Here is a 22,945-nt window from a genome sequence, read left to right on the forward strand (position 1 = left end):
AATTGGCCGGTTCCCCCAGCCCCAGTCCCCTCAGTGCGCCCGGAACCGCTCCGGTGCCTTCGTCGGGTTGCCGCCGGAGGGGAGTTTCTGGTTCGGGCAGGTCGTGAGGACCTTCTTCATGGCCGCCTTTTCGGCAGCGGTCACCCACAGGTCGTACTTCTTCTTCACCGCTACCTGGGCGGCGACATACGCACAGCGGTAGGAGTTGTTGGGCGGAAGCCAGGTGGCCGTGTCGCCGTCGCCCTTGCCTCGGTTGGTGCCGGCGTCGACGGCCAGGAGGTTGAGCGGGTCGTTGGCCAGGGCTATGCGCTTGCTGGGGGCCCAGTACTTGGCGCCCTTCTGCCAGGCGTCCGAGAGGGCGACGACATGGTCTATGTCCACCTGGCTGCGGCCGCGCCGGTAGGTGATGTCCTTGCCGGAGTAGGGGTCGGGGTCCAGCAGGCCGGAGGAGACCTTGCAGGTGCCGCCGGTGAACTTCACCTCCTTCAGGTCGCGTTTGAGGATGTCGTCCCGGGTGTCGCAGGAGTTGGAGTCGGTGTCCGCCCAGGCTGTGCCGAACCTGGCGCGGGAGTAACCGGTCTTCGGCGCACGTCCCTTGACGGTCAGCGAGTCCGCGGCGGTCAGGGCAGCGCCCCCGCCACCCGATTGCCCGGGTCCGGAAGACCCCCCGGTCTGCTGGGCCGTACAGCCGGCCACGGCGAACATCATGACGACAGCGGTGACTGCCCCGCTCCTCAGACGCATCACGGCGCCCCCCCTTGCCTCCCCTGTACCGCCTCCGAGCGGGCGGACTGGTCCTGACCCCACGGTAGCCGTCGGGGGGGTGCGGGTGGACGGGGGCCCGAGGGGTGCTGGGTGCACGTCGGCGTGCGGCCGGTCTTATCCGCCGCCCATCTCAGCCGTCCGTCTCAGCCGTCCGTTCCGTCCGGCCGTCGTGCGGGGGCGGTCAGACCTTGCCGATGCCCAGGGTCGACTCCGCGGGCAGCAGCCCGGAGGAGAGGACCGCGACCCAGTAGTCGCCGAGCAGTTCGGTCAGGCGGTTCACCGCGGGCAGGCCGAGGGACTGCCAGGGAGCGGTGGCCAGTTGGTCGGTGTGCTGTTCCACGACGCGGCGCAGGTCGCGGCCAGCCTCCGTCGCCGCACCGTCCTCGTGGACCAGGCCCCGGGCGGTCAGTCGCTCGCGTGCCGCCGCCCACTGCTCGGGGCTCCAGCCGCGGCTCTCGAAGCGCTCCACGGACGCGGCGCCTATCGCGGCGAAGGACACGAGCGACTCGACCGGGTCGAGGCCCGCGACGAGGAGGGCCGCGAGATGGCCGTCGCCGCGGTGCTCGCGCAGGATCGTCGCCGCGTGCCACAGCTGCAGATGGGGGGCCTCGGGCCAGGGCAGTTCGGCGTTGGCGGCGGCGAGCGGGCGGCCCGCGGTGTTCGCCGCCTCGGCCGCGCGCCGGGCGAGGGCCGCGGCCTCGGCCAGCTCGGGGCTGTCGACGCGGTCGCCCAGTATCGAGCGGTACGCCCGGTCGACCGTCCGCTCCCTGGCCTTCAGGACCGCTTCCGGAGCGGCGATCGTCCACGCCGAGTCGATGTGCTCGGCGACCATGCGGGGGTTGAAGCTGTAGAAGGCGGAGGTCACGCGTTCGCTGCCGACCGCTCCCAACGGCGCGGCGCGGTACGGGAAGTAGCTCGGCCAGCGCTCCGCGGTGTCGAATCCGAGTGCGGCGGCTTCCTCGAAGGCTTCCGGGGCGTAGTACAGGATCGCGTGCAGGGGTTCGAGCAGGTGCCACAGCTGCCGCGCGCGGCCGGGCTCGACGGCGCCGTCCGGCACGGTCTCGCCCTCGACGGTCCTGCTGACGTGCTCAGACATGACGTGACTCCTCACCGCGTCCGGGGTGGATGACGATCACTCACAACTTGACACTGACAAGATTGCCCGAGCGTGGGGAACTTGTCAATGCCTAGATTCGGCGTACGCTGCTGTGCATGACCCCCACCAGGCCCGCCTCAAGCCCCAGTCCCGGCGCCGCCGCTGGCTCCGGCCCCGCCGCCGGCACCGGCTCGGGCTCCGGCTCCGGCTCCGGCTCCGCGCAACGCCCGTACCACCACGGCGACCTGCGTCGCGCCATCCTGACCGCCGCGCTCGACGTCATCGCCGCCGACGGCCCCTCGGCGCTGAGCCTGCGCGACCTCGCCCGCCGCGCCGGTGTCTCGCACGCGGCGCCCGCCCACCACTTCAAGGACCGCACCGGGCTGCTCACGGTCATCGCGGCAGAGGGGTTCGGGCTGCTGGCGTCCGCGCTGCGGGACGCCTCGGGCCTGCGCGACGCGGGTGTGCGCTATGTACGCTTCGCCCGTGAGCACCCCGCGCACTTCCAGGTGATGTTCGCTCCGGAACTGCTGCGCGCCGGCGACCTCGAACTCGCCACCGCCCGCGCCCTCGCAGGCGACGCGCTGCGCGAGGCCGTCGCCACCGTGGCCCCGGAGCGCCGCGGCGCCGACGCACGGCTCGCCGAAGTCGCGGCTTGGTCCCTCGCCCACGGCTTCGCCACGCTGCTCCTCAGCCACAACCTGGACGACCCCGTCGGCGGCCGGGACCCCGAGGAGGTGTTCCGCACCCTCGCGGCCATGCTGTTCAGCACCGGGAACGCAGAGAGCGCAGAGAACGCAGCGAACGCAGCCCCGTTCGAACGGTGACCGGAAGGGGCGCGGTCAGGAACCCAGGATCGACGCCAGGAACTCCCCGACCCAGCCCAGCAACTCCCGCCCGACGAGCGGCTTCCCGCCGACCTTCGCGGTCTTCGGGCGCGGCACCAGCACTTGGTGCACCGCCGGCTTGATGACGGTGCCCGGGTACAGCCGCTTGACCCGCAGCTCCTGCGACTCCCGCAGATCCACGGGCGCGAACCGGATGTTGGTGCCCTGCAGCACGATCTCGCCGACGCCGCACGCGCGCGCGAGCATGCGCAGGCCCGCCACCAGGAGCAGGTTCTCCACCGGCTCGGGCAACTTGCCGTAGCGGTCGACGAGTTCCTCCCGTACGGCCTTGATGTCCTCCTCGGTGTTGGCCGAGGCGATGGCCCGGTACGCCTGGAGGCGGAGCCGCTCGCCGGGGGCGTAGGTGTGCGGGACGTGCGCGTCGACGGGCAGCTCGATCTTGACCTCGAGCGGCGGCTCCTCCTCGATCTCGCCGGACTCCAGCTGCCGCCGGTAGTCCGCGACCGCCTCGCCGACCATACGGACGTACAGGTCGAAGCCGACGCCCGCGATGTGTCCGGACTGTTCGCCGCCCAGGAGGTTGCCCGCTCCGCGGATCTCCAGGTCCTTCATCGCCACGTACATGCCCGCGCCCATCTCGGTGTGCTGGGCGATGGTCGCGAGCCGCTCGTGGGCGGTCTCGGTCAGGGGCTTCTCCGGCGGGTACAGGAAGTAGGAGTAGCCGCGCTCGCGGCCCCGGCCGACGCGGCCGCGCAACTGGTGGAGCTGCGAGAGGCCGAAGGTGTCGCCGCGCTCGACGATCAGGGTGTTGGCGTTGGAGATGTCGATGCCGGACTCGACGATCGTGGTCGACACAAGGACGTCGTACTTCTTCTCCCAGAAGTCGACGACGACCTGTTCCAGCGTGGACTCCGACATCTGGCCGTGGGCGGTGGCGATGCGCGCCTCGGGGACGATCTCGCGCAGCCGGGCGGCCGCGCGGTCGATCGACTCGACCCGGTTGTGGATGTAGAAGACCTGGCCCTCGCGCAGCAGTTCGCGGCGGATGGCCGCGCCGATCTGCTTCTCCTCGTACGGCCCGACGAAAGTGAGCACCGGGTGGCGCTCCTCCGGCGGGGTGGTGATCGTCGACATCTCGCGGATGCCGGTGACCGCCATCTCCAGGGTTCTGGGGATCGGGGTCGCGGACATGGTCAGGACGTCGACGTTCGCGCGGAGCTTCTTCAGCTGCTCCTTGTGCTCGACGCCGAAGCGCTGCTCCTCGTCGACGATGACGAGGCCGAGGTCCTTGAACTTGGTCTCCGAGGAGAACAGGCGGTGGGTGCCGATGACGATGTCGACCGCGCCGTCCTGCAGGCCCTCCAGGACCGCCTTGGCCTCGGTGTCGGTCTGGAAGCGGGACAGCGCGCGCACGTTCACCGGGAACTGCGAGTACCGGTCGCTGAACGTCCCGAAGTGCTGCTGCACCAGCAGTGTGGTCGGGACGAGGACCGCGACCTGCTTGCCGTCCTGGACGGCCTTGAAGGCGGCGCGCACCGCGATCTCGGTCTTGCCGTAGCCGACGTCGCCGCAGATCAGGCGGTCCATCGGGACCGACTTCTCCATGTCCTCCTTGACCTCGGCGATCGTTGTCAGCTGGTCGGGGGTCTCGGCGTACGGGAAGGCGTCCTCCAGCTCCCGCTGCCAGGGGGTGTCCGTGCCGAAGGCGTGTCCCGGGGCCGCCATCCGCGCGCTGTAGAGCTTGATCAGGTCGGCGGCGATCTCCTTGACGGCCTTCTTCGCGCGGGCCTTGGTCTTCGTCCAGTCCGCGCCGCCGAGGCGGTGCAGGGTGGGTGCCTCGCCGCCGACGTACTTGGTGATCTGCTCCAGTTGGTCGGTGGGGATGTAGAGGCGGTCGCCGGGCTGGCCGCGCTTGGCGGGGGCGTATTCGACGACGAGGTACTCGCGGGTGGCGCCCTGGACGGTGCGCTGCACCATCTCGATGTAGCGGCCGACGCCGTGCTGCTCGTGGACGATGTAGTCGCCGGGCTCCAGGGTCAGCGGGTCGATGGTCTTGCGGCGGCGGGCGGGCATGCGGGCGCCGTCCCGGCCGGCCGCCTTCTGGCCCGACAGGTCGGTCTCCGTCAGGACGGCGAGTCTGAGCGCCGGGTCGACGAAGCCGTAGTCGATCGAGCCGCAGGAGACATGGACGACCGAGGGGCTGAGCTCGGCGAGGTCCGCGTCGAGGCGGGCGGCGATGCCCTCGCCGCCGAGGACCTCGACCGTGCGGGCCGCGGGGCCGTGGCCCTCGGTCACGAAGACCGTGCGCCAGCCGTCGGCGAGCCAGCCCTTGGTGTCGGCGAGGGCGCGCGCGGTGTCGCCGCGGTAGGTCTCGGGCGCGTGCATGCCGAGCTTGAGCGTGTCCCCCGCCGCGTCAACGGCATATGTGTCCGTCAGCTCCTCGTCGGCGGCGAACGGCGACACCGACCACCACATCATGTCCAGCTCGCGCGCGCGGTCGCGGACGTCGGCGATGGACCGCAGGGAGGCCGCGCCGACGTCGATGGGTGCCTCGCCGCCGCCGGCGGTGGCCGCCCAGGAGGCCTGCAGGAACTCCTGGCTCGTCGCCACCAGATCGGCGGCACGCGTGCGTACCCGCTCCGGGTCGCACACGACGGCCATCGCGCCCTTGGGCAGCACGTCGAGCAGCAGCTCCATGTCGTCGACCAGGACCGGGGCCAGGGACTCCATGCCCTCGACGGCGATGCCCTCGGCGATCTTGCCGAGGAGTTCGCCCAGCTCGGGGTGCTGTTCGGCGAGGGCACGCGCGCGCGTACGGACGTCTTCCGTCAGCAGGAGCTCACGGCAGGGCGGCGCCCACAGGCCGTGCTCGGCCACCTCCAGGGAGCGCTGGTCGGCGACCTTGAAGTAGCGGATCTCCTCGACGTCGTCGCCCCAGAACTCGATGCGCAGGGGGTGTTCCTCGGTGGGCGGGAACACGTCGAGGATGCCGCCGCGTACGGCGAATTCGCCGCGCTTCTCGACCAGCTCGACACGGGAGTACGCGGCGGCCGCGAGGGCGTCCACGATGGCGTTGAGGTCGGCGGTCTGCCCCGTCCTCAGGGCCACCGGTTCCAGGTCGCCCAGGCCCTTGACCTGCGGCTGGAGCACGGATCGTACGGGTGCCACGACGACGGAGACCGGTCCGGTCTCGGGGTCGTCGGGCCTCGGGTGGGCGAGGCGGCGCAGTACGGCGAGGCGGCGGCCGACGGTGTCGCTGCGAGGGCTGAGCCGCTCGTGCGGGAGCGTCTCCCAGGAGGGGTACTCGACGACGCCCTCGGAGGGCAGCAGTGAGCGCAGGGCGGCGGCCAGGTCCTCGGCCTCGCGTCCCGTCGCCGTCACCGCCAGCACCGGGCGGCCGGCCTCGCGGGCAACGGCGGCGATGGCGAAGGGGCGGGCCGCCGGGGGGCCGACCAGGTCGATGTGCATCCGGTTGCCGTCCTCGGCCGCCTTGATCGCTTCCGCGAGGGCGGCGTCCTTGACGACGGCGTCGAGCAGACCGTGCAGGCTCATGGAGGGGGCTTTCGTCCGGGGGTGGGCAACACGAATGACCCGACTCGTCCGACGGCCGGGGGGTCTCCAGCGTACGACGCTGCGCTCGCCGGTGCCGGGGCCTGTGGACAACGCCGGTCTTACGGTCGCCGGGGTCGGTGTGGCCGCTCGCTGGGGGCTGCCGCCCCCGGACCCCCGCTTCGGCCCGGACATCCTCGTCCGCCTCGGCCCGGACGGCCTCGTCCTCGAGCGCCGGGCCGGCCGGTATCACCGACCATGGCCCGGAAATCCCGGCCCACACATACCCGGTGCCGGGAAGCCCCCCAAGGCTCCCCGGCACCGGGCTTTCCCCCGCAACCCCCGTATGCGGTGGTCGTGGCGTCGGCTCAGCCTGGGCGGCTAATCCGTCGCGATCGCGTTCAGCACGTTCATCCGCCCCGCCCTGAACGCCGGGATCAGTGCCGCGAACAGGCCCACGAAGGCCGAGCCGATGAAGACTCCGATGATCGTCGGCCAGGGGATCTCCAGGACGTTCAGTCCCTCCAGGGCGAGGAGCTTCTGGGCGGTCGCTCCCCAGCCCATGCCCAGGCCGAGGCCGAGGAGGGCGCCGAAGAGGGCGATGACCACCGACTCCAGGCGGATCATGCGGCGCAGCTGGCGGCGGGAGAGGCCGATGGCCCTCATCAGGCCGATCTCCCTCGTCCGCTCGACCACCGACAGGGCCAGGGTGTTCACCACACCGAGGACGGCGACGATGATCGCCAGGGCGAGCAGGCCGTAGACCATGTTCAGGAGCTGGCCGACCTGGTCCTTCAGTTCCTTCTTGTAGTCGGTCTGATCCCTGACCTGGTACTGCGGCCACTTCTTCAGTGACGTCTTCAGAGCCGCGTACGCCTGCTTCTCCTGGCCTTCCCTGGCCTTGGCGAACATGATCACGTTCGGCGGGATCTGGCTCTTCGGGACGTACTTCGCCATGGTCGCGATGCTCATGTAGCGCGAGCCCTTGTCGAGTGCGGTGTCGTCGTCCGTGACGGCGGCGACCTTGAGCTTCGCCGTGCGGCCGTGCTTGAAGGCGACCGTGATGGTGTCGCCGACGTGCACGCCGTGCTTCTTGGCGTAGTCGGAGCCGACCGCCATGGCGTCCTTGCCGTAGGCGTTCTTCAGGGTGCCCTCGGTGGTGGTGCGGCGCAGGTCGCCGGCGTACGACGGGTCCGCGGCCGTCACACCCTTGTCGTCGGTCTTGCCGTCGGGCGAGGTCAGCGTGGCGCCGATCTCCTTGTAGCTGGTGACATGGGCCAGGCCCGGCGTCCGCTCCATCGCCTGCTGGGCCTGCGGGACGATCCGCTGGCGGCCCGTGACGATGAAGTCCGCGCCGACCGACTTGTCCAGCTCGCTGGTCGCGGAGGCGACCATGGAGGAGCCGACCACCGACAGGCAGGCGACCAGCGCGAGGCCGATCATCAGGGCGGCGCCCGTGGCCCCCGTACGGCGCGGGTTGCGCAGGGCGTTGCGCTCGGCCATACGGCCGACCGGGCCGAAGGCACGCAGCAGCACGGCGCTGATCACCCGGACCACACCGCCCGCCAGCAGCGGGCCGATGACGACGAAGCCGATCAGGGACAGGACGATGCCCGCGCCGAGGACGAGCGAGCCGTCGCTCGCCTTCTTCGCCGAGGCGGCGGCGAACAGCGCGGCCACGCCGGCGCCGGTGAGGAGCAGGCCGATGACGCCCCGGATCCATCCCGCCCTGCTGTCGGCAGGCGTACCGGCGTCGCGCAGCGCGGCCATCGGGGAGACCTTGCCGGCTCGGCGGGCGGGCAGGTAGGCGGCGAGGACGGTGACGATCACGCCGAGGATCAGGCCCACCACGGGGGTGGTCGTCTTGATCGTCAGGTCCCGGGTCGACAGGTCCATGCCCATCGTGCCCATGATCTTCATCAGGCCGACGGCGATGCCGACACCGGCGCCGACGCCGAGGATCGAGCCGACGAAGCCGAGCAGCAGCGCCTCGACCAGCACCGACCGGTTGACCTGCTTGCGGGAGGAGCCGATCGCCCGCATCAGGCCGATCTCGCGGGTGCGCTGGGCGACCAGCATCGAGAAGGTGTTGATGATCAGGAAGATGCCCACCAGGAACGCGATGCCGGCGAAGCCGAGCATGGCGTACTTGATGACGTTCATGAACTCGCCGACGCCCTTGCGGTTCTCGTCGGCGTTCTCCTTGGCGGTCTGGTACTTGTACGTCCCCGTGCCGACCGTCTGTGCGACGTTCCGCTTGAGCCGCGCGTCGGAGACGCCGGCCGCGGCGGTGACGTTGATCTGGGTGAACCGGCCGGTGGCGCCGAGCAGTTCGCGCTGGGCGGTGGCGGTGTCGAAGTAGACGACCGCGGCACCGGGGTTGGTCACCTTGAAGGTGGCGATGCCGACGATCCGCGCCGTGAAGTCACCGGTCTGCGCGATGGTGCGCAGCTCGTCGCCCATCTTGAGGTGGTGCTTGTCGGCGGTGTCGGCGTCGACCATCACCTCGGTCGGCCCGCGCGGTGCGTGCCCGGAGGTGATCTCCATCGACCGCAGGTCGTTCCTGGTCCAGTTGCCGGCGATGGTGGGCGCGCCGGTGCTGGAGCCCATGTTGTCGTTGTCGCCGTCGACGACGGTGACGTTCAGGGAACTGACCGCGCCCTCGGCCGACTTGACGCCGTCGGCCGTCTTCACCTTCTCCACTGCGGACGCGGGCAGCGACAGCGGCACGCCGTTCTGCGGGGTGTCGTCGTTCGACGCGCCCTTGGGCGAGACCGTGACGTCGGAGGCGGTCACCGAGAACAGCTTGTCGAACGTCGTGTTCATGGTGTCGGTGAACACCAGCGTGCCGCACACGAACGCCACCGACAGCAGCACCGCGATCGCCGACAGCGCCATGCGTCCCTTGTGCGCGAAGAAGTTGCGCATCGAGGTCTTCAGGACGGTCATGACGTACGGCCCCGGGCGTCGAAGTCCTTCATGCGGTCGAGGACCTGGTCGGCCGTCGGCTGGTACATCTCGTCGACGATCCGGCCGTCGGCGAGGTAGAGCACCCGGTCCGCGTAGGAGGCGGCCACCGGGTCGTGGGTGACCATCACGATGGTCTGGCCCAGCTCGTCGACGGAGCGGCGCAGGAAGCCCAGCACCTCGGCGCCCGCGCGCGAGTCGAGGTTTCCGGTCGGCTCGTCACCGAAGATGATCTCCGGACGGGCGGCCAGGGCACGGGCCACGGCGACGCGCTGCTGCTGGCCGCCGGAGAGCTGGGTCGGCCGGTGCCCCAGCCGTCCGGCCAGGCCCACGGTCTCCACGACCCGGTCCAGCCAGGCCTTGTCCGGCTTGCGGCCGGCTATGTCCATGGGCAGCGTGATGTTCTCCAGCGCGTTCAGCGTCGGCAGCAGGTTGAACGCCTGGAAGATGAACCCGATCCGGTCGCGGCGCAGCTGCGTGAGCTTCTTGTCCTTCAGGCCGGTGATCTCGGTCTCGTCCAGATGGATCTGGCCGCTCGTCACGGTGTCGAGTCCGGCGAGGCAGTGCATCAGGGTGGACTTGCCGGACCCCGAGGGGCCCATGATCGCGGTGAACTGGCCGCGGGCGATGTCCACGTCGACATGGTCGAGGGCGACGACACGGGTCTCCCCCGACCCGTATGCCTTGACGACCTGCCGCGCCCGCGCGGCAACGGCCGTAGGCCCTCCAGTGCCCCCGTGCCTGGGAATGGTCACAGCCGATGTCACGGTAAGTCTCCTATGTCGGTTGACGGATGAGCGGCGCGCAGTGCCGCACCGGTTCCTCGAAGTGGTACGCCGATGAGTCTCGCTGGTGGCAGGGGTGCCGCGCGCTGGTGCGAAGCCCCGTCTTCCCCGGGGGAAAACCCCACCCCCACCGGTTCGGACAACCGCCCCCCGGCGGCGTAAAGCCAGGTTAAGGACGACCCGGGGGTCAGTTCCTCCTCCAGGGGTACGAACCCTCCCCGAGCCTTCGTGCGGAGGTCCCCCTAGGGGGAGTCCACCGCCAGGTGGAGTTCCGCTCCGGGGAAGGTCCACCCACCGGCGCACTCAGGCTCCACCCTCCCGCTGCGTCATGGTCAAGTGGGAAGCTGTCGCGGGGCGGATAGCTGCAGAGGGAAACCAGTTGGGGAGGGATCCGGGTGGGCAGTACGAGACCGGCAGCTCGGGACAGCGCCGAGCGCGCCGCACCCGCCCGGCGGGGCGCGGTCGTCGCGGCCCTGATGCTCGCGATGGCACTGGCCGCGCTCGACTCCACCGTCGTCTCCACGGCCGTACCGCAGATCGTCGGCGACCTCGGCGGGTTCTCCGTCTTCTCCTGGCTGTTCTCCGGCTATCTGCTCGCCGTCACGGTCACCCTGCCCGTCTACGGCAAGCTCTCCGACACCTTCGGCCGCAAGCCCGTCCTGGTGGCGGGCGCGGCCGTGTTCCTGCTCGGCTCGCTGCTGTGCGCGGCCGCGTGGAACATGGGCGCGCTGATCGCGTTCCGCATCGTGCAGGGCCTGGGCGGCGGGGCGCTGCAGGGCACGGTGCAGACCCTGGCCGCCGATCTGTACCCGCTGGAGGAGCGCCCGAAGATCCAGTCCAAGCTGTCCACGGTGTGGGCGGTGTCGGCCGTCGCGGGACCGGGGATCGGCGGGGTGCTGGCGGCGTACGCGGACTGGCGCTGGATCTTCCTCGTCAACCTGCCCATAGGAGGGGCCGCGCTCTGGCTGGTCGTGCGTCATCTGCACGAGCCGGCGCGCGAGCGTCCCGCGTCGGCGCGCGTCGACTGGGCGGGCGCGCTGGCGGTGTTCGCGTGCGGCGGGGTGCTGCTCACCGCGCTGGTGCAGGGCGGGGTGGCGTGGGCGTGGCTGTCCGCGCCGTCGCTCGCCCTGTTCGCCACGGGGCTCGCGCTGGTCGGCGTCGTGGTGTGGGTGGAGCGGCGGGCGGCGGAGCCGATCATTCCCGGGTGGGTGTGGCGGCGCCGTACGATCGCGGCGGTCAATCTGGCGCTGGGCGCGCTCGGCCTGCTGATGGTGGCGCCGTCGGTGTTCCTGCCCACGTATGCGCAGTCGGTGCTCGGGCTCGCCCCCGTGGCCGCCGGATTCGTGCTGTCCGTGTGGACGCTGAGCTGGCCGATGTCGGCCGCGCTCAGCCAGCACGTGTACCGGCGGATCGGCTTCCGCGACACCGCGATGCTCGGCATCGGCACGGCCGCGCTGATCCTGTTCGCGTTCCCGTTCCTGCCGTACCCGGGAGCGGCCTGGCAGCCGACCCTGCTGATGCTGCTGCTGGGCGGCGCGCTGGGGCTGTTCCAGCTGCCGCTCATCGTGGGGGTCCAGTCGACCGTGGGGTGGGCGGAGCGCGGTACCACCACGGCGTCGGTGCTCTTTTGCCGGCAGACCGGACAGACCGTCGGGGCCGCCGTGTTCGGCGCGGTCGCCAACGGGGTGCTGGCCGCGCGGCTGGGCGGCGCGGGCGACCTGGACTCGGTGACCCGGGGGCTCGACGCCGGTACGGCGCCGCAGGCCACGCGGCACGCGATCGCCGACGCGGTGCACGCGGTGTATCTGGGGGCCGCGTGCGCGGCGGGACTGGCGTTTCTGGTGCTGCTGTTCCTGGCGCCGCGGCGCTTCCCCGTACTGAAGGACTGACGGAGAGACAGAAAAAATCTGAGTTAACGCGGGTAACACCCGAGGTCAGGGGCCTTTGCGCGTAGTAAGCGCATACCGACCGTCCAGTTTGGTGAAAACCACGCGCGCTCCGGATACCTCCGAGTAGCGTGCGTGGCTCGCACCCCCCAATCTCCCTGCGGTCCGCCGCCACGGACCCGAGCCAGCAAGGAGCACGGGATGTCCCACGACCCGTACCCATACGTCCCCTCCCCATATCCATCCGCCCCGTCCCCGTATCCGTCCGCCCCCTCCCGGTACCCATCCGCCCCGTCGCATCTCACCTACCCCTGGCAGCCACTGCCCCCCGAACCGCCCAGGCCCCTCCCCCGGCCCCGGCGCACCCCCCTCGGCCACCACAGCGACCTGCGCGTCCTGCGCACCGCCTACCGCTGGCAGCGGCGCACCGCCACCCTCACCGCCCTCGGCTACTTCACGCTCTTCCTCGTCCTGTCGGCGTTCGCCCCGGACGTCATGACCAGCACGGTCACCGACGGCATCCCCGCCGGACTGCTCCTCGCGCTCCTCCAACTGCCCGTCACCTGGCTGGCGATCGCGCTCTACGAGCACACCGCACGCCGCCATGTCGACCCGATCGCGGACCGCATCCGCAAACAGGCGGAGCTGGACGCCAGGCGGGGGGCGTGAACCATGACCGGGTTCACGGGATTCAGTGACTCGGCCCAGACCATGTCCCTGGTCGCGTTCTCCGCCGTCGCGACCATCACCCTCCTGCTGTGCGTGATGACGGGCCCCGACCGGGACGACCTCGACGAGTTCTACACCGGCTACGGCTCCCTGTCCCCCATGGGCAACGGCCTGGCGATCGCCGGCGACTACATCTCGGCGGCCACCGTGCTCGGCACGGGCGGAGTGATCGCCCTGTGCGGATACGACGGCATCGTGCTCGCGCTGAGCACCACCCTGTCGCTGATGCTGATGATGTTCCTGCTGGCCGAACCCCTGCGCAACGCGGGCCGGTTCACCATGGGCGACGCGCTGGCCCGCCGTACGCCCGGCCGCTGCGTCCGCGTCACGGCGTGCGCGGTGACCATCGCGGCGCTGCTGCCGCTGATGCTGGTGCAGCTCGCCGGCACCGGGCAGCTGCTGGCCTTCATCCTCGGCTTCTCCAACGAGTCGCTGAAGACGGGCTGTGTGATCGGGCTGGGCGCGCTGATGATCAGCTACGCGGCGATCGGCGGCATGAAGGGCACCGCCCTCATCCAGATCGTGAAGATCGTGATGCTCCTCGGCTCGGGCGCACTGGTCGCCCTGCTGATGCTGCACCGCTTCGACTGGGACCCCGGCGCCCTGTTCGGCGCGGCGGCCCGGCAGAGCGGGGCCGGGGAGGCCTTCCTGCACTCGGGACTGCAGTTCGCGGGCGGGACCAGCCCCCGCCTGGACATGATCACGTCCGAGCTGACGATCGTCGTGGGCGGCGCCTGCCTGCCGCACATCACCATGCGCATGTACACCGCGTCCAGCGCCCGTCAGGTGCGCCGCTCGATGTCCTGGGCGGTGTCCAGCGTGGCCGTGTTCGTCCTGGTCATCACGGTCGTCGGCGTCGGTGCGACGGCCCTGATCGGCCGTACGACGATTGCCCAGGCGGACCCGCAGGGCAACACGGCGTATCTGCTGGGCTCGAGAGCGGCCTTCGGACCGGACGTGTCGACCGCAGAGACCTTCCTGTTCACCACGGTGACCACGGCGATCTTCCTGACCCTCCTGGCCTCCGTCGCCGGGATGATCCTGGCCTGCGCCAACTCCCTGGCCCACGACGTGTTCGCGGGCCGGGTACGGGAGATGTCGGCCCGCCGTGAGATGACCCTGGCCCGGTTCTCGGCCCTGGCCATCGGCACCCCGACCATCCTCCTGGCCACCCTGGTCCAGCACCGCAGCCTGCAGCCCCTGGTGACCCTCTCCTTCTGCCTCGGCGCCTCCGCCATCGCCCCCGCCCTGGTCTACAGCCTCTTCTGGCGCCGCTACACCCGAAGCGGCCTGATCTGCACGCTGATCGGCGGTTCCCTCACCGTGCTGCTGCTGATGCCGGGCACCAATCTGGTCTCCGGCTCACCGATCTCGGCCTTCCCCGACGCCGACTTCAACTGGTTCCCGTTCACGACGACGGGCATCGTCTCGGTCCCGGCGGGCTTCCTCTTCGGCTGGCTGGGCACGGTGGCCTCCGGCCGGGGCAAGGCGGAGGAACAACGGCGGCAGTACGAGGCGGTGGAGGGGTGGATCCTGGCGGGGGCCGTGCGCAGGGGGAGTTGAGGGCGCGGGGAAGCCGGAGGCGCGGAATCCAGGCGCGGGGGAACCGGGTCGCGCCGGTCTCACTCCAGCGCGGCCTGCCCGGTCAGCGACGTCAGGCTGTCGCGCATGTGATCCATGTGAGCCTGCACGTCGTCCCACCGCTCCCCGTGCTCGCGCAGCACCCGCTCCGTGTCCCGCCCGATCCGGTCCTCCCGCACCCGCGCCGCGGCAAGGATCTCGGCGGCACGCGCGTGTGCCTCCTCCTGGCACCGCCGTGCCGCCGCCTCCGCCTCCGCGAACTCCCGCGTCGCCTCGGCCAGCGCGGCCTCGGCCCGGGCCAGCCGCTCGGCGTGCTGCTTCTCTAGCGCGGCGGCCCGTTCGACGGCCTCGCGGTCGGCCTCGGCCCACCGTTCGGTGTGCTCCCTGGCCTGCTCGGCGAGCATCCCCTCGGTGCGCCGCCGCACCTCCCGCAACGCGGCGAGCGCCTCGCTGCGCCCCTCCTTCACCTCGCGCCGGGCGCCGATACGCAGGTCGTCCGCCTCGGCGCGAGAGGCGAGGAGCCGCTGCCGGGTGCGTTCCTCGGCCTCCGCGCGGAGCGTGTCCGCCTGTTCCTGCGCCGTGCGGCGCACCTCGAGCGCGTGTGCCTCCGCCTCGGCGATGTGTTCCTGTACCGCGCGCCGCGTGCGCTCCCGCACGTCCGCCGCTTCTTCCGCCGCGAGCTGGAACACGCGCCGTGCGCGCTCCCCGAGCGTCTCGTACGTCTGCGGGGCGAGCCGCGCGACCGTCTCGCGCAGCTGTTCCAGCTCCGCCCCCATGTCCTTGGCGAGCACGGTGAGCCGCGCGGCCCGCTCCCACGCGGCGTCGCGGTCCTGGGAGAGTGCCGACGCGTACGCGTCGACCTGCTCGGGGCGGTAGCCGCGCCCCCGGACGGTCGCGAAGCCGTACGGCGATTCCGAAGCGCTGCTCACCGTGGAAACCCCTCTCCACCTGCCCCATACGAACCGACGATGGTGCGCACATCTTTATGGATCAGGCGCAAGTGTTTATAACGCGACACTCGACGCATAAGCAACGAACATGGCGAGACACCACCTGAAAAGGGCAGGGCCCGGCCGTACGAAGTCGTACGGCCGGGCCCTGCCCTTGACGATGCGTCAGATACGGGTCACAGCAACCCGTCCCACATCTGCTCCAGCAGCACCGACCACCAGCTCTCCGGTGAACCCAGCGCCGCCGGGTCGAGCGAGGCGAGCTGCGCCTGGAAGTCGACGGTCCAGCGGCCCGCCTGCTCCTGGTTCAGGCCGAACCGCAGCCGCCACATGCGGCCCAGCAGGGCCAGGCAGCGCGCGAACTCCGGCAGCCCGGAGTTCACGAACTGAGGCGGTACGGGCACGCCGCCCGGCCCCGCCTCCACGGGGACCGCAACGATGTTCGCGGTGCCGTACTGCACACAGATCGCCTTGCCGAAGTCGGTGCCCATGACCAGGTACGAACCCGCGTCCGGGGCCGGCTGCACGCCGCGCTCCTGCGCAAGCTCCGCCAGCGTCGGCACCGGACGGCCCGGCTGGGCCTGCGCCCAGAAGAACGGGCCCATGTCCAGCGGCAGTCCGGCCGCCACCAGGGTGTGCGCCACGATCGGCGGCACACCCTGCCGCGACACCGCAGCCTGCTCGAACCGGAACACGCCCGGCCCGAACGCCGCCGCCAGTTCCTGGGCGATTGCCTCCGGCGGGATCGGCGGCACGGGCGGCACCTGCGGCACCGGCACCCGCACCGGCGCCGGCCGCGCGGGACCGTCCGCCACCTGGTGCAACTCACCCTGGTGCGCCAGCAGTTGCTGCATGCCCTGCTGCCGGCTCGCGTGGTCCGTGCCGTACGGCGCGATGCTCGCGATCCGCGCCTGCGGCCACTGCTCCCGGATCATCCGCGCGCAGTAGGCACCCGGCAGCGCACACGACTCCAGCTCCGTGTGCAGCTCCAGCACCTTGTCCGGCGGCACGTTCATGGCGCGCAGCTCGTGGAAGATCTGCCACTCCGGGTGCGGCGTACCCGGCGCCGAACGCCGGATCAGCTGCTGCTCGGAACCGTCCTGGGCCCGGTAGCGCAGCACGGCCTGGTACCCCGGGCCGACCGTCGGCTGCCCCTGGGGCGGATAGCCGTACGCCGGAGGCTGCTGCCCGGGCACGGGCTGACCCGGCACCGGCCGGCCCGGAACGGGCTGACCGGGCACGGGCTGTCCGGGCGGCGGCATCGCACCGTGCGGCGGCATCGGCTGCGGGGCGCCCGGGGGCATGCCGTGAGCACCGGGCATCCCGGGCACGCCGGGGGCCTGCGGCGGCGGAGGTGCGCCGGGTCCGGCCACCGGGGGCCCGGCCAGCACGGTCTCCGCGTGGTGCACGGCCTCTCGCGCACCCCCCGCAGCACCCGGAGGCCGGGGAACGCCGGGGCCGGCCGGGGGCATGCCGGGAGCGCCGGGCGGAACCGGTGCGCCGGACCCACCCGGCATGCCCGGGGCGCCGGGCGGCTGCGGCGCGCCCCCGCCGGTGCCCCCGCCCAGCTGGGACGGGTCGGCCAGCACCGTGGCCGCGTGATGCACGTTGCCGGGAGGCGTGCCGCCCGGCGCGCCCGGACCGGCCGGAGCCTCCGGCCCGTGGGGGCCGAGCGGCGACATGAGCTGGGTCGGCACATACCCACCCGCCGGCGCGCCGGGAGCACCGGGCGCGGGCGGCGGCGGAGGCGTGCCGCCCGGCCGCGCACCCGGCGCACCCGGAACACCCGGCGGCGGAGGCGGCGTGCCCGCGCCACGCGGCCGACGCGGCGGCGGCGCGGCCTTGCTGGTCGCGGCGTCCGCGATGTCACTGGCGTTGGGCGCCAGCGGCCGCCCCGGCGCACCCGGACCGGCCGGGGGGTGAGGCGCGTCCGGGGCACCGCCCGGGGCCTGCGGGTAGCCGTAACCGGGGACGCCCTGCGGGCCGCCCGGAGGCGGCGTGCCCGGGCCGGCGGGAGCGCCGGGACCCTGGGGGTAGCCGTACGAGGACGGGGCCGGCGGCGGAGGCGTGCTGCCCCGCGGCACACCCGCAGCGGACGGCGGGGGCGGCGTGCCCGGGCCCTGCGGATACGGGGGCGTGGCCGGCGCGGCGCCCGGAGGAGGCGTGCCCGGAGCCGCCTGCCCCTGCGGATAGCCGTAGGGAGGCGGAGGCGGCGTGCTGCCGTGCGGCACACCGGGCGCTCCCTGATCGCCGAGCGCCGCAGAGACCGCCGTCGGCGGCAGCCCGCTGCCTCCCGACATCAGCGCCGTCTTGGCGTCCGGCGGCGTGGCCCCGTCGCCGGAGTCGCTCAGCGGCGGCGCGAACACCGTCGCGGGCAGCGGCACGGAACGGTCGTCACCGGCGTCCGCGTTGGTGTCCGTACCGGCCCAGGGCGTCGCCCCGGCGGGCACACCATGCGCCCCGTCGCCCGGCGCGTCACCACCCGCGGCCGGCCACGCCGCACCACTGCTCCCGGAACCGACCGACGTCCCCGGCGCGGAAGTCGCCGCGGCCGGCGGCGCAGCGGAGGGCTCCGCGGCCGCGGGCACCCCGGCCTGGGTCTCGGGAAGCCCACCTTCCGACGAGCGCCGATCCGGGATCCCCAGCTTGTCCGCCGCCTCCTGCAGCCACTCCGGCGGGCTCAGCAGGAACGACGTCTGGTTCAGATCGACGCGAGCCGGGGGCGCCGGCACCGCGTCCTCGACCTCGTCCGGACGGCCGTACTCCTCCTCGTACCGGCGGATCACCTCACCCACCGGCAGCGCCGGCCACAGCGTCGCCTCACCGCTGTCCCGCGCGATGACGAGCCGCTGAGCGCCCGCGTCCGAACGCGGCCCCTCCGCACGGTCCTCGCCCCACACCACAAAACCGAGGTCGAACTCCCGCACCCGCACCTCACGGTGCTGATACGCCGGAACGTCCCCGTTGATCCACTCTTCCGCGCGCTCCTGCGCCTGCGCGAACGTCACCATCGCCGAAGCTCACTCCCCCACGGAAGAGACCGGAACGGCATGCGCGAAACCGCCGTCCACCATCAGGTTCGCCACCGTCTCCAACTCCGGCGGACTGCCCGCCAGCCGGGACAGGAACGCGTCGAAGTCGTCACCGCACGGCAGCAGCAACCGCTCCACGCGCTCCGCCGGAGGCCACGAAGGATCCACGTCCCGCGCGTCGTCGTACGCGCAGAACCACACCGAACCGAGCCGCTCGCCCTTCACCTTCACCGCGAGCAACCCGCCCTGCACGAAGGCCACACCCAGGTAATCCTTCGTCAGATGGTCACGCAGGCACTTGTTCACGTAGACCAGGTCATTGACCGCGGCCTCGTCGCGCACCGTGAAGAACGGCTGGTCCACCAGCAGACCCAGCTCCGCGTCCAGCGCCGTGCCCACCGGCGCGCAGCCGCCCGCCGCCTTGAGGAAGGAGCGGTACGCACCCGGCAGCCGGTACCCCAGGTCCTCCTCGACCCCCTGCACCTGCTGCTCGGTCACCGCGACACCCGACTTCGGCAGCCCGACATGCGCAGGACGCGTCTCCTGCAACGGCCGCGTCCCCCGCTTGCCGTGGTCCACCCGCGTCGTCGCCACACCACCGTGATGCCTGAGCAGCGCCTTCACCTCGACCGGAATCAGCTCCAGCCGCCGTGAACCGACCACGTGATGCCACGTCCAGCCGTGCGGCGTCGCCACCTCCGGCACCGTGTCCCACAGTTCGTGCCCCGACGCCGACAACGCCGCGTTCGCCGACACATAGTCCGTCAGCCGCAACTCGTCGACGCCGAAACCCTCGGGCGGTTCGGCGATCTCCGCGACCGCGCGCGCGTAGGGCGAGAAGTCGGGGTATCCGTGCTCATCGATACGTACCCCTCTCGGGTGACGTGCCGCCCGGACCGGATCCGGGAAATGCACGACCTGCCCGGCGTAGGCCGCGTTCGGCGGCGCGGCTTGCTGCCCGAGCCGACCTGTCGTCATGGCGGTTGCCCCCTGCGGCACTCTGTACGAACCGAAACCGCACCATCTGTGGCACGCGACGGTCCGTATTCGACTGTCTCTGCAACGTCTACGACACGTTGACCGCGCGCATCGCGGTGCCGACAGCCTATGCGGTACACGGACACCGGTCACCGGGCCTCCACTTCCGTGACCAGCCGTCACCCTGCCGTGACAGCCTGCCCAAACCCGGGCGTGTCGCACCGCCCCAGCTTCCGCACCAGCCACGGCATTTGGCACTCTGTGACCTTCGGGGGACGCCCGGAAGGGATGATGATCATGAATGCGACGCAGACGGGACCACACGCGGACGCCCGCACCAGCAGGCACACCCGCACCTCGGGCGACCCCCGAATCGGCTGGAGCCACGACGAAACCCCGCACGCCCCGGCCCTCCTGCACCGCCGCGACGGCATCCTGCCCACCGTCGCCGCCGCCCTCTCCGTCCGCGGCGCCACCCTCACCGGCACCGCCGCCCGCGGCGACGAACCCCCTCCCCTCCACCCCCTCGTCCAGGACTTCCTCGACACCCTCACCAGCGCCCAGCGCGACCGCTCCACCGGCCGCTGCGCCGAGGCCCTCCTCATATCCCGCCACATCGCCGCCGCCGACGCCGCCCGCAGCAAGCGCGCCGCCCGCAAGCCGATGACCAGCGGCGAGGCCCGCAGAACCCTCAAGCAGGCAAAACTCACCGCCCGCCGGATACGCGAGGACGGCGACCCCCTCCACGGCAGCTTCGCCACACCCTGCCGCGCCTGCACCGCGCTCAGCGCCCACTTCGGCGTCCGCATAGTCGACCCCACGGCCGACGGCGACTGACCCGGCACGCACACGGCAAGACCCAGCAACTCGACGATCGAAGGGCAGATGCACGCCGACCGCACATCCACCACACGCTTCCCCGTCCTCATCGACGCCGCACTGCGCGCCGCCGGCTGGCAACCCGGACGCTGGGACATCAAGCAGGCCGAAGTCTGGGCCGACACCCTCCGCGGACACACCTCGCCCGCCGGACACCGGCACACCGTCTTCCCCGCGGCCGTCGAGGCCTGGGCCGAATTCGGCGGCCTCAGCGTCACCCCGGCCGGACCCGGCCGCCAGGTCGCCCCCGCCGCCCTCGACCTCGACCCGCTGCACGGCCTGCACCTCGCCCGCACCCTCGGCGACCTCGGCCGCGCCCTCGACACCGAGCTGTGCCCCCTCGGCGAGGAGACCGAGACCCACTCCCTCCTCGCCATCGACGCCGAAGGCCGCGTCTACACGCTCGACCACACCGGCGACTGGTATCTCGGCCCCGACATCGACCACGCCCTGTCGGCGCTCATCGCGGGCATCGCACCCGTACGGCTCACGGCCGGCTGAACCCCACCGGCACCCGCGCGGCACCCCCGCCCGCCGCGCCTACGTCGCCGGAATCACCGCCGACACCCGGAAGCCCCCCGCATCGGTCGGCCCCGACACGAACACGCCGCCCAGCGCCATGACCCGCTCCCGCATCCCGAGCAGACCATTGCCACCGGACGGCAGCCGCGCCGCCGACGCCGACGACGGCTCCGGCGGCGGCTCGTTCTCCACCTGCATCGCGATCTCCGACACCCGGTGCGCCAGCCGTACGTGCGTCTTCGCACCCGCCGCATGCTTGTGGACGTTCGTCAACGCCTCCTGCACCACCCGGTACGCCGTCTGCTCGACCGCCCGCGCATACGACCGCGCATCCCCCTCGACCGACAGATCCACCACCATCCCCGCGGCCGCCGACTGCCCGATCAGCACGTCCAGCTCCGACAGGTACGGCCCCTCCACCGCCACCTCGTCCTCGCCGACCCGGGAATCCGCCTCCGCCACCGCCACCCCGACCGCGGCCGGCGCCACCGACGCCGCCCGCCGCTGCCCACCGTCCCCGGACCGCAGCACCCCCAGCATCTCCCGCAACTCCGTCAACGCCTGCCGGCCCATGTCCCCGACCAGCACCGCGTTCTTCACGGCCTTCTCCGGATCCTTCCGGGCCACCGCCTGCAGCGCGGCCGCATGCACCACCATCAGGCTCACGCGATGCGCCACCACGTCATGCATCTCGCGGGCGATACGCGTCCGCTCCTCGCTCCGCGCCCACTCCGCGCGCTCCTCCGCCCGCTCCGCGAGCAGCTGCAGCTCACGCTCGAGACTGTCGGCCCGCTCCCGCAGGCTCTCCATGAGCCGGCGCCGGGCACCCACATACAGACCGAGCAGCACAGGGGGCGCGGTGAGCCCGAGCGACGTGGTGATCGAGGCGAACGGCACGAACCAGTCCCCGAGAGTCAGATCACCCCGCGCCATGTCCTGGCGCACCCGCACGAACGTCACGATCATCGTCCCGACGAGAGACATCCCCGCCAGCGCCGCGATGATCCGCCGCGGCAGCTCCGCCGCGGCCAGCGTGTACAGGCCGACGATGCCCATCAGGAAACCCATCTGGGCCGGCGTGATCGCGATCGCAACCAGCACCACCGCGATCGGCCACTTCCGCCGCAGCAGCAGCACCGAACCGGCCAGCAGACCGAACACGATCCCGACCGACACCGGGATCCCCGCGTCGCGGGCGAAGGGGATGCCCTCCGCCGCACACTCCAGCGCGGACACCAGCGCGAGACTCCCGTCGAGAACCGCGCTGCGCCACCTCGCCCACCACCACGGGCCGGTCAGGGCCGTGGTGCGCTCTTCCCCCGTCGTGGTCATGCGTCCAGCCTACGGGCGGCGGGGGAAGCTTTTCCGGTGAGTTTCGCCTACTGGCCTACACCACACTCCGTAATCGAATAACTGCGAAACCCCCCGGTATCCCTCGAACTGTTGAACCACGCCCGTTCGGCACCGGAACCGACCATTCCGGCCGGACGGTATGCACATGGCACATTCGCATGGCAAGTACGCGGACTTCGACGGGTTGCGGGAGCGCGCGGTCGCACTGCGGCGCGGGGGCTACAGCCTTCGGCAGATCCGCGACGAGCTGAAGATCTTCAACAACGACATCCTCAACCAGCTGGTGAAGGGGGAGCCGCCACCGGAGTGGACGAAACGACCACGGGCGAAGGACGACCTACGGGCGAAAGCGCGGGAGTTGCGACTCCAAGGGTGGACCTACGACCGGATCGAGGCGGAGCTGGGGTGCTCACGGAGTTCGGTTTCGCTGTGGGTACGGGATCTACCGAAGCCCGAGCGACGCGCCCCCGCGGAACAGGCCAAGCTCGCAGCACGAAGGCGCTGGGAGCACGAGCTGGCGGTACGGGACGAGGAGCGCCAACGGACCAAGGCGGCCGCACTTGCAGCAGTAGGCAAGCTCTCCGACCGCGAGTTGTTCCTGCTCGGTGTCGGGCTCTACTGGGCGGAGGGCGGCAAGGACAAGCCCTACGCCCGCCGTGAGACCGTCACCTTCATCAACAGCGACCCGGACATGATCCACGTCTTCCTGGCATGGCTCGACCTCCTCGGGATCGAGCGGGAGCGCCTCAGGTTCAGCGTAATGATCCACGAGACGGCGGACATTGCGGGCGCGGAACAGTACTGGGCCGACCTCGTCGGCGCCGACCGGACTTCGTTCAACAAGACCACCCTCAAAAGGCACAATCCCAAGACGGTTCGGAAGAACGTTGGTGACGCCTATCGAGGCTGCCTGGTGGTCAAGGTCCTTAAGGGTGCCGACTTGTACCGTCGCATCGAGGGCTCTTGGTACGGCATAGTGTTGTCCGTGCGCGAGGCCGATCAACGAAATCGGACATAACGCATGA

At 71.7% G+C, this 22,945-nt stretch carries 16 protein-coding genes; 7 read left to right on the forward strand and 9 right to left on the reverse strand.

The annotated features are described in order from the left end of the window. Positions 1–30 precede the first annotated feature (30 nt). Together Q8A52_RS04165 and Q8A52_RS04170 are read right to left on the reverse strand one after the other, a co-directional pair. Entirely contained in the window at positions 31–744 is a 714-nt protein-coding gene (locus Q8A52_RS04165; RefSeq protein ID WP_316749947.1) for an HNH endonuclease family protein, read from the reverse strand. A gap of 202 nt (positions 745–946) precedes the next feature. Then, positions 947–1,861: an SCO6745 family protein gene (locus Q8A52_RS04170; protein ID WP_316748933.1), complete on the reverse strand. Its 915-nt coding sequence runs from the start codon at positions 1,859–1,861 to the stop codon at positions 947–949. 116 nt (positions 1,862–1,977) lie between these two features. On the opposite strand from Q8A52_RS04170, the gene Q8A52_RS04175 reads away from it, so the two are divergent. Beyond that, positions 1,978–2,688 (forward strand): TetR/AcrR family transcriptional regulator, encoded by a 711-nt coding sequence (locus Q8A52_RS04175; protein ID WP_316748935.1) that lies wholly within the window; start codon positions 1,978–1,980, stop codon positions 2,686–2,688. A 15-nt stretch (positions 2,689–2,703) separates the two neighbouring features. Here the strand turns inward: Q8A52_RS04175 and mfd are convergent, their stop codons facing one another. The 3 genes from mfd to Q8A52_RS04190 form a co-directional block, all read right to left on the reverse strand. Then, the gene (gene mfd / locus Q8A52_RS04180) at positions 2,704–6,261 is read right to left on the reverse strand and encodes a transcription-repair coupling factor (RefSeq protein WP_316748938.1); all 3,558 of its coding nucleotides are present in this window, start codon (positions 6,259–6,261) and stop codon (positions 2,704–2,706) included. 378 nt (positions 6,262–6,639) lie between these two features. Beyond that, positions 6,640–9,207, reverse strand: a complete 2,568-nt coding sequence (locus tag Q8A52_RS04185) for an ABC transporter permease (protein WP_316748940.1) — start codon at positions 9,205–9,207, stop codon at positions 6,640–6,642. Further along, positions 9,204–9,992: an ABC transporter ATP-binding protein gene (locus Q8A52_RS04190; RefSeq protein ID WP_316748942.1), complete on the reverse strand. Its 789-nt coding sequence runs from the start codon at positions 9,990–9,992 to the stop codon at positions 9,204–9,206. Before Q8A52_RS04190 ends, Q8A52_RS04185 begins: the two co-directional genes overlap by 4 nt. 413 nt (positions 9,993–10,405) lie before the next feature. On the opposite strand from Q8A52_RS04190, the gene Q8A52_RS04195 reads away from it, so the two are divergent. From Q8A52_RS04195 to Q8A52_RS04205, 3 genes are all read left to right on the forward strand, one after another. Further along, a complete protein-coding gene (locus Q8A52_RS04195) occupies positions 10,406–11,899 on the forward strand; it encodes an MFS transporter (protein ID WP_316748944.1) in 1,494 nt (497 codons plus the stop codon). A 198-nt stretch (positions 11,900–12,097) separates the two neighbouring features. Further along, positions 12,098–12,565, forward strand: a complete 468-nt coding sequence (locus tag Q8A52_RS04200) for a DUF485 domain-containing protein (RefSeq protein ID WP_316748946.1) — start codon at positions 12,098–12,100, stop codon at positions 12,563–12,565. Positions 12,566–12,568: 3 nt separating this feature from the next. Continuing rightward, positions 12,569–14,188: a sodium/solute symporter gene (locus Q8A52_RS04205; RefSeq protein WP_316748948.1), complete on the forward strand. Its 1,620-nt coding sequence runs from the start codon at positions 12,569–12,571 to the stop codon at positions 14,186–14,188. 59 nt (positions 14,189–14,247) lie between these two features. Here the strand turns inward: Q8A52_RS04205 and Q8A52_RS04210 are convergent, their stop codons facing one another. From Q8A52_RS04210 to Q8A52_RS04220, 3 genes are all read right to left on the reverse strand, one after another. Continuing rightward, on the reverse strand, positions 14,248–15,135 hold the full coding sequence (locus tag Q8A52_RS04210) for a cellulose-binding protein (RefSeq protein ID WP_316748950.1): 888 nt from the start codon (positions 15,133–15,135) through the stop codon (positions 14,248–14,250). Positions 15,136–15,332: 197 nt separating this feature from the next. After that, positions 15,333–18,167, reverse strand: a complete 2,835-nt coding sequence (locus tag Q8A52_RS04215; RefSeq protein ID WP_316748952.1) for an SUKH-4 family immunity protein — start codon at positions 18,165–18,167, stop codon at positions 15,333–15,335. A gap of 9 nt (positions 18,168–18,176) precedes the next feature. Continuing rightward, on the reverse strand, positions 18,177–19,166 hold the full coding sequence (locus tag Q8A52_RS04220; RefSeq protein WP_316748954.1) for an SMI1/KNR4 family protein: 990 nt from the start codon (positions 19,164–19,166) through the stop codon (positions 18,177–18,179). A gap of 288 nt (positions 19,167–19,454) precedes the next feature. On the opposite strand from Q8A52_RS04220, the gene Q8A52_RS04225 reads away from it, so the two are divergent. After that, a complete protein-coding gene (locus Q8A52_RS04225) occupies positions 19,455–20,003 on the forward strand; it encodes a YwqJ-related putative deaminase (RefSeq protein WP_316748956.1) in 549 nt (182 codons plus the stop codon). 48 nt (positions 20,004–20,051) lie between these two features. Beyond that, positions 20,052–20,546: an SUKH-3 domain-containing protein gene (locus Q8A52_RS04230; RefSeq protein ID WP_316748958.1), complete on the forward strand. Its 495-nt coding sequence runs from the start codon at positions 20,052–20,054 to the stop codon at positions 20,544–20,546. Between the two features lie 39 nt (positions 20,547–20,585). Here the strand turns inward: Q8A52_RS04230 and Q8A52_RS04235 are convergent, their stop codons facing one another. Then, the gene (locus Q8A52_RS04235) at positions 20,586–21,899 is read right to left on the reverse strand and encodes a sensor histidine kinase (RefSeq protein WP_316748960.1); all 1,314 of its coding nucleotides are present in this window, start codon (positions 21,897–21,899) and stop codon (positions 20,586–20,588) included. 166 nt (positions 21,900–22,065) lie between these two features. Between Q8A52_RS04235 and Q8A52_RS04240 the strand changes: the two genes are divergently transcribed. Then, complete coding sequence (locus Q8A52_RS04240; RefSeq protein WP_316748962.1) at positions 22,066–22,938, forward strand: hypothetical protein; 873 nt, start codon at positions 22,066–22,068, stop codon at positions 22,936–22,938. The last annotated feature ends 7 nt before the right edge of the window (positions 22,939–22,945 follow it).

It is taken from the genome of Streptomyces herbicida (assembly GCF_032656585.1).
Lineage (GTDB): Bacteria > Actinomycetota > Actinomycetes > Streptomycetales > Streptomycetaceae > Streptomyces > Streptomyces herbicida.